Origin of the sequence: Streptomyces sp. NPDC001678, from assembly GCF_042892945.1 — a bacterium.
Lineage (GTDB): Bacteria > Actinomycetota > Actinomycetes > Streptomycetales > Streptomycetaceae > Streptomyces.
In genome coordinates, this window is record NZ_JBIAUP010000003.1 from 57,104 (window position 1) to 69,671 (window position 12,568).

At 70.9% G+C, this 12,568-nt stretch carries 13 protein-coding genes; 5 read left to right on the forward strand and 8 right to left on the reverse strand.

Features of this window, described 5'->3' with window-relative positions; translation table 11 throughout:
• Nucleotides 1-65 precede the first annotated feature (65 nt).
• From ACFYZR_RS07015 to ACFYZR_RS07035, 5 genes are all read left to right on the forward strand, one after another.
• Nucleotides 66-524 (forward strand): MaoC family dehydratase N-terminal domain-containing protein, encoded by a 459-nt coding sequence (locus tag ACFYZR_RS07015; protein ID WP_391906226.1) that lies wholly within the window; start codon nt 66-68, stop codon nt 522-524.
• Complete coding sequence (locus ACFYZR_RS07020; protein ID WP_391906229.1) at nt 521-949, forward strand: MaoC family dehydratase; 429 nt, start codon at nt 521-523, stop codon at nt 947-949. Before ACFYZR_RS07015 ends, ACFYZR_RS07020 begins: the two co-directional genes overlap by 4 nt.
• Before the next feature lie 35 nt (nt 950-984).
• Nucleotides 985-1,965 (forward strand): aldo/keto reductase, encoded by a 981-nt coding sequence (locus ACFYZR_RS07025; protein WP_391906232.1) that lies wholly within the window; start codon nt 985-987, stop codon nt 1,963-1,965.
• A 68-nt stretch (nt 1,966-2,033) separates the two neighbouring features.
• Nucleotides 2,034-2,678: an SDR family oxidoreductase gene (locus ACFYZR_RS07030; protein WP_391906235.1), complete on the forward strand. Its 645-nt coding sequence runs from the start codon at nt 2,034-2,036 to the stop codon at nt 2,676-2,678.
• A gap of 279 nt (nt 2,679-2,957) precedes the next feature.
• The gene (locus ACFYZR_RS07035; protein WP_391907290.1) at nt 2,958-4,742 is read left to right on the forward strand and encodes a S9 family peptidase; all 1,785 of its coding nucleotides are present in this window, start codon (nt 2,958-2,960) and stop codon (nt 4,740-4,742) included.
• On the opposite strand, the gene ACFYZR_RS07040 is transcribed toward ACFYZR_RS07035, so the two are convergent.
• From ACFYZR_RS07040 to ACFYZR_RS07075, 8 genes are all read right to left on the reverse strand, one after another.
• Nucleotides 4,687-5,580, reverse strand: a complete 894-nt coding sequence (locus ACFYZR_RS07040) for an SURF1 family protein (RefSeq protein ID WP_391906238.1) — start codon at nt 5,578-5,580, stop codon at nt 4,687-4,689. The genes ACFYZR_RS07035 and ACFYZR_RS07040 overlap by 56 nt on opposite strands.
• A 124-nt stretch (nt 5,581-5,704) precedes the next feature.
• Nucleotides 5,705-6,838 (reverse strand): hypothetical protein, encoded by a 1,134-nt coding sequence (locus ACFYZR_RS07045; RefSeq protein WP_391906241.1) that lies wholly within the window; start codon nt 6,836-6,838, stop codon nt 5,705-5,707.
• A 71-nt stretch (nt 6,839-6,909) separates the two neighbouring features.
• Complete coding sequence (locus ACFYZR_RS07050) at nt 6,910-7,710, reverse strand: SigE family RNA polymerase sigma factor (RefSeq protein WP_391906243.1); 801 nt, start codon at nt 7,708-7,710, stop codon at nt 6,910-6,912.
• A 324-nt stretch (nt 7,711-8,034) separates the two neighbouring features.
• Complete coding sequence (locus ACFYZR_RS07055) at nt 8,035-9,204, reverse strand: aspartate-semialdehyde dehydrogenase (protein ID WP_391906245.1); 1,170 nt, start codon at nt 9,202-9,204, stop codon at nt 8,035-8,037.
• Entirely contained in the window at nt 9,201-10,472 is a 1,272-nt protein-coding gene (locus ACFYZR_RS07060; RefSeq protein WP_391906247.1) for an aspartate kinase, read from the reverse strand. Before ACFYZR_RS07060 ends, ACFYZR_RS07055 begins: the two co-directional genes overlap by 4 nt.
• 104 nt (nt 10,473-10,576) lie before the next feature.
• Complete coding sequence (locus tag ACFYZR_RS07065) at nt 10,577-11,161, reverse strand: Uma2 family endonuclease (protein ID WP_391906250.1); 585 nt, start codon at nt 11,159-11,161, stop codon at nt 10,577-10,579.
• A gap of 47 nt (nt 11,162-11,208) precedes the next feature.
• On the reverse strand, nt 11,209-12,033 hold the full coding sequence (locus ACFYZR_RS07070) for a hypothetical protein (RefSeq protein ID WP_391906253.1): 825 nt from the start codon (nt 12,031-12,033) through the stop codon (nt 11,209-11,211).
• Between the two features lie 280 nt (nt 12,034-12,313).
• Nucleotides 12,314-12,568, reverse strand: coding sequence for a DUF397 domain-containing protein (locus ACFYZR_RS07075; RefSeq protein WP_391907293.1), 255 nt, complete (start codon nt 12,566-12,568; stop codon nt 12,314-12,316).

Below are 12,568 nucleotides of genomic sequence, written 5' to 3' on the forward strand. Positions count from 1 at the left end.
ACCGCGGGACGGGCATCCCCCTCCCGCCCCGCGGTCCCGGCCCCATGCCAAGGAGCCAGCCAGCAATGGCACTCGACCAGTCATTCGTGGGCCGCAGCTATCCGCCCACCGCGCCGTACGAAGTGGGCGTGGAGAAGATCCGTGAGTTCGCGGCGGCCATCGGCGACCCCCACCCCGCGTACCGGGACCGCGCGGCAGCCGCGGTACTCGGCCACCCTCAGGTGATCGCACCGCCTACCTTCGTCTTCTCCATCAGCTACGCGGCGGCGGGCCAGGTCATCGAGGACCCTCAGCTCGGCCTCGACTACAGCCGCGTGGTCCATGGCGACCAGAAGTTCGTGTACACCCGCCCCGTTCGCGCGGGCGACCGTCTCACGGTCGTCACGACGATCGAGGCGATCAGGTCCCACGCCGGCAATGACGTGCTGGACATCCGCGGTGACGTCCGGGACGACACGGGCGTCCATGTGGTGACCGCGTGGACCAAGCTCGTGGCACGTGGGACGGGAGTGGAGGAATCGTGACTGCGAGCATCCGCTACGAGGACGCCCCGCCCGGCACCAGACTGCCGGCGCAGTCGTTTTCGGTGACCCGTTCCACCCTGGTGCGATACGCCGGCGCGTCCGGCGACTTCAACCCCATCCACTGGAACGACGCCTTCGCCCAGCGGGTCGGCCTGCCGGGCGTCATCGCGCACGGCATGTTCACGATGACCGAGGCGATCCGTGTCGTCACCGACTGGGCGGGCGACCCGGGCGCGGTGATCGAGTACGGGGTGCGCTTCACCAAGCCGGTCGTCGTCCCGAACGACGATACGGGCGCGCTGATCGAGGTCAGTGCCGTGGTCGGCCAGCAGCTCGCGGACAGACGCGTCCGGGTGGACATCACGGCGACGAGCGCGGCCCAGAAGGTCCTGGGCGCGGCACGGGCAATCGTCCAGCTGACCTGAACTCCCCACCACACCCGCACACCTGACGGAGACCAATGCACCAGCGCCGACTCGCCGGCCTGGACGTCTCGGCCCTCGGCCTCGGCTGCATGGGCATGAGCGACCTCTACGGACCGGGCGACGACACCGAATCGATCGCGACCATCCACCGCGCACTGGACCGCGGTGTCACCCTGCTCGACACCGCCGACATGTACGGCCCGTTCACCAACGAGCACCTCGTCGGCCGGGCGATCTCCACGCGTCGCGACGAGGTCGTCCTCGCCACCAAATTCGGGGTGGAACGCCTCCCGGACGGCACCACCCTGGGTGTCAACGGCCGCCCCGACTACGTCCGGGCCGCGTGCGACGCCTCGCTGCGGCGCCTCGGCGTCGACCACATCGACCTCTACTACCAGCACCGCGTCGACCCGACCGTGCCCATCGAGGAGACCTGGGGCGCACTCGCCGAGCTCGTCGCCGCCGGCAAGGTCCGCCGGCTCGGCATCTCCGAGGCCAGTCCGGCCACCGTGCGCAGGGCGCACGCGGTCCACCCCATCACCGCCGGGCAGTACGAATACTCCCTCTTCAGCCGCGACATCGAGACCGAGTTGCTGCCCACGCTGCGGGAGCTCGGCATCGGGCTCGTCGCCTACGCCCCGATGGGGCGCGGTCTGCTGACCGGCACTGTCACTGGCCCCGGCCAGTTTCCCGCCGGCGATGTGCGCCGCCTCGCGCCACGCTTCCAGGAGGGCAGCCTCGTCACCAACCTCGCGCTCGTGACATCGCTGCGCGAGTTCGCCACCGCCTCGGGCGCCACCCCCGCCCAGCTCGCCCTGGCCTGGCTGCTGCACCGGGGCCCGTACATCGTGCCGATTCCCGGCACCAAGCGCCGCGGCTACCTCGAGGAGAACCTGCGGGCGGAGGGCATCGCGCTCACCCCGGACCAACTGGCGGCCATCGAAACGGCGGTTCCGGCGGGTGCCGTCGTCGGGGAACGCTACGACCCGCCCCGCATGGCCACCCTCAACCTCTGACGGAAGTCTCCGGAACCCCGGGCTCCCGCCCCGACCGATCCCACCCGAATCGAGAGAAGAGCACGCACATGACCATCACCGTCCTCGGAGCCACCGGGTCCTCCGGTCGGCACATCGTGGAAAAGCTCCTCGCCCAGGGGCATCCCGTGCGCGCCGTCGTCCGCAAGGCCCGCAAGGCCGCGGCGCTGCAGGCCGCCGGAGTGGAGGTGGTCGAGTTCGACCTGGCCTCCCCTTCCCACGAGATGTTCGTGCCGGTCTTCGCCTCCGCCGAAACGGTCATCAACGCGGCGGCGACCGGCAGTATGACCAAGAGGCAGGCCGAACTGATCGACCACAAGGGCGTTGTCGCAGCCGTCGACGCCGCCGCGGCCCTGGGCGTCAAACGATGGGTCCAGATATCGATGATGGGCAGCGGTGACCCCGGCCGGCTGCCCGGCTATCTGCGGGCCACCGGCCGGGCCAAGGACGCGGCGGACACCCACCTGACCCGGTCGGGCATGACGTGGACGGTCATCCGGCCGCCGTGGCTCACCGACGGCGCCGCCCAGGGACGCATCACCGTGGGCGACAGTGTCACGGAAGGCTCCCTCAGCCGTGCCGACCTCGCCGCCGTGGCCATCGCGTCCTTGGACGTCACCACCACGCACAACCGCATGTTCGAAGTCACGGGCGGCGGTGCCCCGATCACCGACGCCTTGCACGGCCTGGCCTGAACCCCGACGGCCCGCTCGGCGCGGTGGGCACGATGGCCCGTACGCCACAGCAGAGCTCGGCAGCGCCCGGCAGCGCCCGGCAGTGCTCGGCAGCGCCCGGTTCGCGTAACGCTCGGTTCGCGTAACGCTCGGTTCGCGTAAGCGGAATGCCAGTTATCCACAGGCTCGGCCGCTCCCCGCCGCGTTGTCGGCCGAGCAGCGCAGAATGGGGGCATGACTGAGAGCAACGGGTCCCTGCGAGGCGGCGCGGCCGAGACGCCCACCGCCTCCATCGCCACCATGCCGGACTGGGAAAAGCGCTTCCGCGCGCCGCGCACGGGGCTGCCGAGGTGGGCGGAGGACGCCCCGGACAGGTCGCTGTTCACCTCCAGCGCCACGGGGACCTTCGAGCTGTACGCCTGGGACCGGGCCACGGGCACGCAGCGCCAGGTCACGGACCGGCCCAACGGGACGACGGGCGGAGTGCTGTCCCCGGACGGGGAGTGGATCTGGTGGTTCTCCGACACCGACGGCGACGAGTTCGGCGTCTGGGTCCGCCAGCCGTTCCACGGCGGGCCCGACGAGCCTGCCACGCCGGGCCTGGAGCCCTCGTACCCGGACGGGCTGGCGCTCGGCCGGGACGGCACGGCCGTCATCGGCCGCTCCACGGACAAGGCGGGCTCATCCGTCCACGTCATAAGGCCCGGCCACGAGGCCGTGGAGATCTACCGGCACCAGCAGTCCGCGGGTGTCGGCGATCTGTCCCACGACGGCACGCTCATCGCCATCGAGCACACCGAGCACGGTGACGCCATGCACTCCGCCGTCCGCGTCGTGCGCACCGACGGCACGACCGTCGGCGAGCTCGACGACACCCGCGGCGGCACCGAGGAGCTGGGCCTGTCCGTGATGGGCTTCGCGCCCGTCGACGGGGATTCGCGGCTGCTCGTCGGCCACCAGCGGCGCGGCCGCTGGGAACCCATGCTGTGGGACGCGGTCACGGGCGAGGAGACCCCGCTCACCATCGACCTGCCGGGCGACCTGGACGCCGCCTGGTACCCCGACGGCTCCGCGCTGCTCGTCGTCCACGGCTACCAGGCGCGCAGCGAGCTGATGCGGTACGACCTGGGCAGCGGCGAGCTGACCCGCCTCGACACCCCGCCGGGCACGGTGTCCGGGGCGCTGCCGCGCCCGGACGGGACGGTCGAGTTCCTGTGGTCCTCGGCCGCCAAGCCGCCGGTCGTGCGGTCCACGGCCGGACATGTCGTACTGGAGCCGCCGGCGGCGGCGCACGGCGTCACCCACGCCCCGGACTCGGTGGCGGTCACCGACGCCTGGGTGGAGGGGCCGGGCGGCACGATCCACGCGCTGGTGCAGCGGCCCGCGGGCGAGGGCCCGTTCCCGACGGTCTTCGACATCCACGGCGGCCCCACCTGGCACGACAGCGACGCCTTCGCGGCCGCGCCCGCCGCCTGGGTGGACCACGGGTTCGCGGTCGTCCGCGTCAACTACCGGGGCTCCACGGGATACGGGCGGGCCTGGACGGACGCCCTCAAGCACCGCGTCGGGCTGATAGAGCTGGAGGACATCGCCGCCGTCCGCGAGTGGGCCGTGGCCTCCGGGCTCGCCGACCCCGAGCGGCTGGTGCTGGCCGGCGGGTCCTGGGGCGGCTATCTGACACTGCTGGGCCTGGGCACCCAGCCCGGATCCTGGGCGCTGGGCCTGGCCGCGGTGCCGGTCGCGGACTATGTGACGGCCTACCACGACGAGATGGAGGCGCTGAAGGCACTGGACCGCACCCTGCTCGGCGGTACGCCCGAGGAGGTGCCGGAGCGCTACGCCGCGTCGTCACCGCTGACGTACGTCGACGACGTGCGCGCCCCGGTCTACATCTCGGCCGGGATGAACGATCCCCGCTGCCCGATACGTCAGGTGGAGAACTACGTCGAGCGGCTGAAGCTGCGCGGCCACCCGCACGAGGTCTACCGCTACGACGCGGGGCACGGCTCGCTGGTGACGGAGGAGCGGATCAAGCAGCTTCGGCTGGAGATCGCTTTTGCGGAGCGTCATCTGGGCCGTCCGTAGCCGGACCGTCCGGGTTCGGGCCGTCCGGCTTCGGGCCATCCGGAGTCGGACCGCCCGGGCCCTCGGGGGTGATGCCCAGCGCCAGGTCCCGGGCGGCCTCGGCCTCGCGGCGGAAGAGCCGGAACCACATGAAGGCGACGAAGCCGGCGAAGACGAACCACTCACCGGTGTAGCCGAGGTTCTGGAAGGCCTTGAGGTCCAGGCCGCTGTTCGGGGGGGCGGCCGGGGGCACGGCGGTCAGGGGGGCGGGCGCCTCGCGCAGGGTGATCCACGCGTCGTACACCTCGTACGGCACCAGGTTCACCAGCGAGGCGGCGCTGATCACGCCGATCTGACCCTGGGGCAGCCCTCCGGAGGAGTGGACGCCCTTGGACGTCGAGCTCTCGGACGACTGGAGCGCACCGGTCACGGTGACCTCGCCGGACGGCGGGGCGGGCACCTTGGTGGCATCGGCGGACGCGCCGGCGTCACCGGGCAGCCAGCCCCGGACGACCGGCAGGGCCTTCCCGGCGTCGGTGCGCAGCAGGGTCAGGACGTAGAAGCCCTTGCGCTCGTCGAGGTCCCGGTCGGGTACGAGCAGCTGGTGGCCGGCGTCGTAGCGGCCGGTGGCGGTGGCCTGCCGTCCGGAGGTCTCGGTGCTCACGGGCAGCAGTTCGCGCAGGGGCGCGGAGGCGGCCGCCCGGGCGTCGTCGGCCTGGGTCTGCTGCTCGCGGTGCGAGTCGACACGCGTCTCGAAGCGGCTGAGCTGCCAGCTGCCCATGAACAGGCACACGGGGATAGCCAGCACGGTGAAGACGTTGATCCCCCACCAGCGGGGAGTCAGCAGGAACCGATACACACCACCACGGTACGGGCACCGCCCCGGCACCAATCCGCCGGGGCCGAGGGTCAGGGAATGGGGTGGGGCGGGGGCGCGGGGGAGGGTGGGGTGGGGGCGGGGGGAGGCCCCCCTAGGAGGCGCGCTAAGCGGACGGTGGAGTCGCCGCCGCCAGGGGGCCCGTGCGGTAGACGGTGCCCGCGCAGGCGTCCGGGAGGGTGGCGTCGGCGGCCTTGGGTTCGCCTACGTCGGGGGTGTGGCTGAGGACGACCGTGGCGGGAGGCTTGGGCTGGTCCGGGTCCTGGGGCTGGACCTTCTCCTCCGTCTTCGTCGCACCGGGGGCCGCGCTGGTGGTGGACTGCGGGGTGGCCGTGGGGGCCGTCGGGCGGGCGCAGCCGTTGGGGCCGCCGTCGGCCGACGGGACCCACGCGAACTTGATCTCGTAGGCCTGCCCCGGCTGGAGGATCACCTGGCTGGGCTGGACCGAGGGGTCGGGCAGCGCCGGCGCGGCGTCGCCCGATGTGTGGTCGACGACGGTGACCCGTGCGCTGTCCGCGCTGCCCCGGGCCTGGGCGGCGACGACGCCGGAGCCGGCCACGGAGCAGACGGTGCCGGAGACGTTGACCACGCGGAAAGCGCCGTAGATCTTGCCGTCCTTGCCGGCGGCGCCGACGGTGCTGGTGCCCTTGCCGAGCTGGTCGCGGTCGCAGGTGGGCGAGGCGGCGATGAGGGTGGGCCCCCCGGTGGAGGGGGCGGTGCCGGCGATGGAACCGGCCGGGCCGGTGGCGCTGCCGTCGTCCTTCTTCCGCTGCTCCTCCCGCTTCTTCTCCTCGTCCTTCTTCCGTTCGTCCGGGGTGGCGCTGCCGTGGCTCCGCTCCGGCTCGCTCTCGTCGCCGTCGGCGCCGTGCTGGCCGCCCGTGAGCTCATGGGTGCGCTGGTGGCTGCTGGCGGCGTTGGCCGCGTGGTCGTCCGCGGTGCCCGCGGTCGTGGCGACGTGGATGAGGGCGGGCAGTGCCGTCGCGCCGAGGATCACCGCTGCGGCAGCGCCGACGACGGCCTGCCGGCGCCGGGTGCGCCGGGCGGGCACGGCACGGCGCAGGTGCTCCAGCGCGTCGGGCGAGGGCTCCAGGTCGCCGACGGCTCCGTGCAGCAGACGGCTCAGCGCCTGCCCGTCGAGGCCGGGTGCGTCGGGTGCGTCGGATGAGCCGGGTACGTCGGCGAATGTGTCGGCGAAGTGGTTCGCGCCGTTCACGCCGGCGCCGTTCGTTTCGTCTGTCATGTCGTACGCGCGCGGGCCGGAGGATTCCGGCTTATCACGCCCTTCCGGGGAGTGCGGGAAGTGCTGGTGGCTCATACCGGTGCCTCCATGGCGATCCGGAGTGCCGCGATGCCCCGCGAGCCGTACGCCTTGACCGAGCCCAGGGAGAGGCCGAGGGTCTCGGCGACCTGGGCCTCGGTCATGTCGGCGAAGTAGCGCAGGACGAGAACCTCGCGCTGGCGTCGCTGAAGTCCTCGCATCGCTTTGATCAATTGGTCCCGCTCCAGTTGTTCGTACGCGCCTTCCTCCGCGCTCGCCATGTCGGGCATCGGCTTGGACAGCAGCTTCAGCCCGAGGATGCGGCGCCGGAGCGCGGAACGGGAGAGATTGACGACAGTCTGCCGCAGGTAGGCGAGGGTCTTCTCCGGGTCGCGGACGCGATTGCGGGCCGAGTGCACCCGGATGAATGCTTCCTGCACCACATCCTCGCAGGAGGCGGTGTCGTCGAGGAGCAGAGCGGCGAGGCCGAGCAGCGACCGGTAGTGGGCGCGGTAGGTCTCGGTGAGATGGTCGACTGTGGTGCCCTCAGCCATCGCCTCGTCAGCGTCCCCCGGCCGTGGCGACGGCTGTGAGGACGAGTGTGACGGGCGTGGAGACGACTGCGAGGACGTCTGTGGGGACGCCTGCGGGGCGAGCGCCGAGGAGATCGGCGTGATCGGCGCGAGCTGCGCGGACGTCGTGGAGGGCTGTGCGGGGACCTGCGGCGGAAGCTGCCCGGGGCGGGCGGCCGACCATGGAGCGATCACCGGCATACCGCCCCGTGCGCCGGAACGCGGACGCGCCGGGGCGCTGCCGCGCCTCGGTACCGTTGCGATGCTGATGACCTCTGCCACGCCTGTTGGACACGCTTCCCCCCGTCAGGGTTGTACGCGCCAGGCATCGCGATCGACGACGCGCCATGGGACGCGCCGGATGACGCGCCGCATGACGAAGCGTCATATGCCCTCATGCGTACCAGCTCTTCCTCAATGCCCCGGTTCATTCCCCGTGCCCCGGCACCGTCGCTAAGGACGGCGACAAAGACGTTCCCCGCCCAGGGCGCGGTTGCGGCGGGCGGGGAGCGCATCGTCGAACAGATCATTCGCCCAGTTCAAGAGGTCTGGACCAACGAGTTGATCACAAGACCTTCACACATTCCCCAGCCCGTCCGCCAAGTATTACGGAGCGGTAAGCTCGGCCGCCACGCATTCCGCGATCTGCGCCATGTTCAGGGCCGCGCCCTTGCGCAGATTGTCCGCGCAAACGAAGAGTTCGAGCGCCCTGGGATCGTCCAGCGACCGTCGTACCCTCCCGACCCACGCCGGATCCGTGCCGACCGCGTCCGCCGGAGTGGGGTACTCCCCTTCGGCGGGGCTGTCGCACAGCACCACGCCCGGAGCGTTGGCCAGCACCTCGTGCGCCCGTTCCACGGTCACCTCGTTCTCGAAGCGCGCGTGGACGCTCAGCGAGTGGGTCGTGATCACCGGTACGCGGACGCAGGTCGCGCTCACCCGCAGCCCCGGCAGTCCCAGGATCTTGCGGCTCTGGTCGCGTATCGCCAGCTCGGCGGAGGACCAGCCGAGCTCGGCGGAGGACCAGCCGGCGCGGTCATCGACAGAGGCCGAGGCCTCGGAAGCACTGTCGTACGACCCCGCCCACGGCACCACGTTCAGCGCCACCGGCGCCGGGAACGGGCCCGTGCCGTCCCCCACCGCGCGCCGCAGGTCACCGGGGTGCGTCCCCAGCTCCGTACCGGCCACGGCCGCGAGCTGTGCCCGGAGCGCGTCCGCCCCCGCCCGGCCCGCGCCGGAGGCCGCCTCATAGGTGGAGACGATCAGCTCGCCCAGCCCGAACGCGGAGTGCAGCGCGCCCACCGCGACGATCATCGTCAGCGTGGCGCAGCCGGGGTTGGCGATGATCCCGCGCGGCCGCACCCGGGCTGCGGGCGCGTTCACCTCGGGCACCACCAGCGGTACGTCCGGGTCCATCCGGAAAGCGGTGGAGTTGTCCACCACGACCGCGCCCTTGGACACCGCGATCGGCGCCCAGCGCGCCGAGATCTCGTCGGGGACGTCGAACATCGCGACGGCGACGCCCTCGAACGCCTCCTCGCTCAGCGCGACGACCTCGGTCTCCTCGCCCCGGACGATCAGCTTCCGGCCGGCCGAGCGCGGGGACGCCATCAGCCGGATCTCGCCCCAGATGTCCGCGTGCCGCGAAAGGATCTCCAGCATCACCCCGCCGACGGCGCCCGTGGCACCGACGACGGCGAGCGTGGGCCGCCCGGCCCGGCCGGCCCCGGCGCCGCCGCCCTGCGCGGCGGCCCCGAGGTCGGCGGCGGCCGTCATCGGCCGGTGCCTCCGTAGACGACGGCCTCGTCGCTCTCGCTGTCCAGGCCGAACGCGGTGTGCACGGCGCGCACGGCGTCCTGCACATCGTCGGCGCGCGTGACGACCGAGATGCGGATCTCCGACGTCGAGATCAGCTCGATGTTCACCCCGGCGTTGGACAGGGCCTCGAAGAACGTCGCCGTGACCCCCGGGTTCGTCTTCATCCCGGCGCCGACCAGCGAGATCTTCGCGATCTGGTCGTCGTAGCGCAGCGAGTCGAAGCCCACGCCGGCCTTCGTCTTCTCCAGCGCCCCGATCGCCTTGCGGCCCTCGGTCTTCGGGAGGGTGAAGGAGATGTCGGTCAGACCCGTCGTCGCGGCGGAGACGTTCTGCACGACCATGTCGATGTTGATGTCGGCGTCCGCGATCGCGCGGAAGATCGTCGCGGCCTCGCCCGGCTTGTCCGGCACCCCGACGACCGTGACCTTCGCCTCGGAGGTGTCGTGTGCGACGCCCGAGATGATCGCCTGCTCCATCGGCTGGTCCCCTTGCGGTTCGTTGCTGACCCAGGTGCCGGGCAGCCCCGAGAAGGACGACCGGACGTGGATCGGGATGTTGTAACGACGTGCGTACTCGACGCAACGGTGCAGCAGCACCTTGGAACCGGAGCTCGCCAGCTCCAGCATGTCCTCGAACGAGATCCAGTCGATCTTGCGGGCCTTCTTCACCACCCGCGGGTCGGCGGTGAACACACCGTCGACATCCGTGTAGATCTCGCACACCTCGGCGTCCAGCGCGGCCGCCAGCGCGACGGCCGTCGTGTCGCTGCCGCCGCGGCCCAGGGTGGTGATGTCCTTCTTGTCCGCGGACACACCCTGGAAGCCGGCCACGATCGCGATGTTGCCCGCGTCGACGGACTGCTGGATCCGGCCCGGCGTGACATCGATGATGCGCGCTTTGTTGTGGGCCCCGTCCGTGATCACACCGGCCTGGCTGCCCGTGAAGGACTGCGCCTCATGGCCGAGGTTTTTGATCGCCATCGCCAGCAGCGCCATGGAGATCCGCTCTCCGGCGGTCAGCAGCATGTCGAACTCCCGCCCGGCGGGCATCGGCGACACCTGCTCGGCGAGATCGATCAACTCGTCCGTCGTGTCGCCCATCGCGGAAACCACGACGACCACCTGGTGGCCGTTCTTCTTGGCTTCCACGATTCGCTTGGCGACCCGCTTGATGCCTTCGGCATCGGCAACGGATGAGCCTCCGTACTTCTGCACGACAAGGCCCACGTGCGCTCCTCGCAGCTATACGTAATGCGGTCGGGTCCGAGTCTAACGAGAGGTCGGAATCAGCCACGGGGGTCCCACATGGTGAGATTTTCGGCCGTGGGGCGTCAGTCCGCGAATTCCTTCAGTTCCTCGGTGTCGAGGACGATGCGGACGGGGTCGGGGATCTCGACGCTCTCGCCGAAGGACCGGGTGATGGTGCTGCGGTACCGACCTTTCGCCGGTTCCGTGTGCACGGTGACCTCGCCTCGGTCGCGGTCGACGAGGAGGTACACGGGGATGTCCGCAGCCGCGTACCCGTCCCGCTTCTCGCGCTGGTCTCGACGATCGGTGCCGGAATCGTGTGAGGTGACCTCGACCGTCATCAGCACGCCCTCGGGGTCGGCCCACTCCCCCTGACCGACGAAGTGCTTTCGAGGCACAAGGGAACCGTCCGGGCGAGCTCGACCCTTGCGGTACGCCTCCACCTTCAGCCCCTGCTCGGGATAGAGCGCAAGCCCTGGGCGCTGCTGCATGCACTGCGTCAGCAGCCACATGACGATCTCGCTGTGGTTACCGTCCGGCACCGGCTTGACCTCTACCTTTCCATTGATGAACTCAAGCCGGACGGTCTCCGGCGCGGTACGAGCGAGCTCCTCGAAGTCCTCGACGGGCATCTGGGGCCGGGGGGTCATATCGGTGCTGGGGGTCATGGCGTCGCCTCCTCCCTCCCATGGTGCCCTCACCAAGGGCGGCGCGGTCATGATGCGCCGCCTTTACGGGCGATGCCGGCGGCGGCGCGGAGGATGTCGACGTGGTTACGGACCTCGTCGGGCGACGGGCCGTTCCACCATGCCTCCGCGTCCTCCTCGTCGGGGAGGTTGTCGCTCGCGAACGCGACAGGCTCGCGCGGCGCGGAACGGTCGTCGTGGGCCTGTACGAATCTCAGGGGCACAGGGGGCATCTTCTTCTCCAATCGGTTGCGGAGGAGTGCGGGCGGGTGGCGGAGCGGCGACGGCAGCCCGGTCGTCAGTACCGCCGTCATCTGTTCGGGGGTCGCGTCGAGCGCCAGCCACTGCGCCGCGAGGGGTTCGAGTTCCGCGCACTCGACAGCGGAAAGCGTCAGTCTGGGGTCGACACGACCGAGGGAAGCGAGGGCGCGGTACGCGCGGGAGCGGCGGGGTTCTTCCGGCACCCGCTCGGACGCGGGCTCCGATTCCGGAGCCGGTTGTTCTACGGTCGGTACGTCGCCGCGCAGCAGCCGTTCCCACCACGAGGCGGGGCGCGCGGTGCGCGAGAAGAACGTACGTGTCACCCGGCGTACCCCGGTCTTCGTCACCTTGGGCAGGTGACGCATGAACACATGTCCGACCTCGCGCAGGTACCGCAGCGCCGAGCGGCACGCCTGCTGGCCGTAGTCCGGCAGGACCTTGGCCAGCGTCTTCGCGTCCATCGCCGCCCCTTCGGGCAGCCGATCGATGAACGCGGCGATCGACGCCTCGCGCCTGGGCAGATGTGCGAAGTCGTCTGCGGTGCGCGGCGCCTCGTCGGGCGCGATGCGCTTCCCGTAGCCCGGATTGGCCATCGGGTGTGCGGGGGCAGGCAGGACGGCACTAGAATTAGCAACAGCCATGGATCGAAGCCTCATTCGATCTAGCAGGTCAGGCCCCGGATCGGTGTTCGCAGCACCGGCCGGGGTCGTCTGTTATGCGGCACGCTAGGGCGTCCGCACTCCGCGTCGCAAGCGGATCACATCAAGTCACCACACTTGTGGTATGGGCGACTTGGGAGGGTGGGTGGGAGATATCCCCCACCACCCATTCCTTAGAAACAGCGCTCGGGTCTCGGGTCTCGGAGCTCGGGTCTCAAGCCCCGGCTACAAAACCCGTGAATGCCGCCCAGGCGGATGGCGTCACGTCAAGTCTCGGAGCTCGGAGCTCAAGCTTCGAATCGCGGACGTGGACGGTGTCGGGGCAGCAGGTGGCTACCTCGACGCACGCGTCGCCTTGGTCACTGCTGTAGCTGGACTTCCGCCAGGCGAAGGCGACTTCGACGCAAGCGCCGCCTTCACCACTGCTGTAGCTGGACTTGAACCAGCGCAGATCCGGGTCTCTCGATAT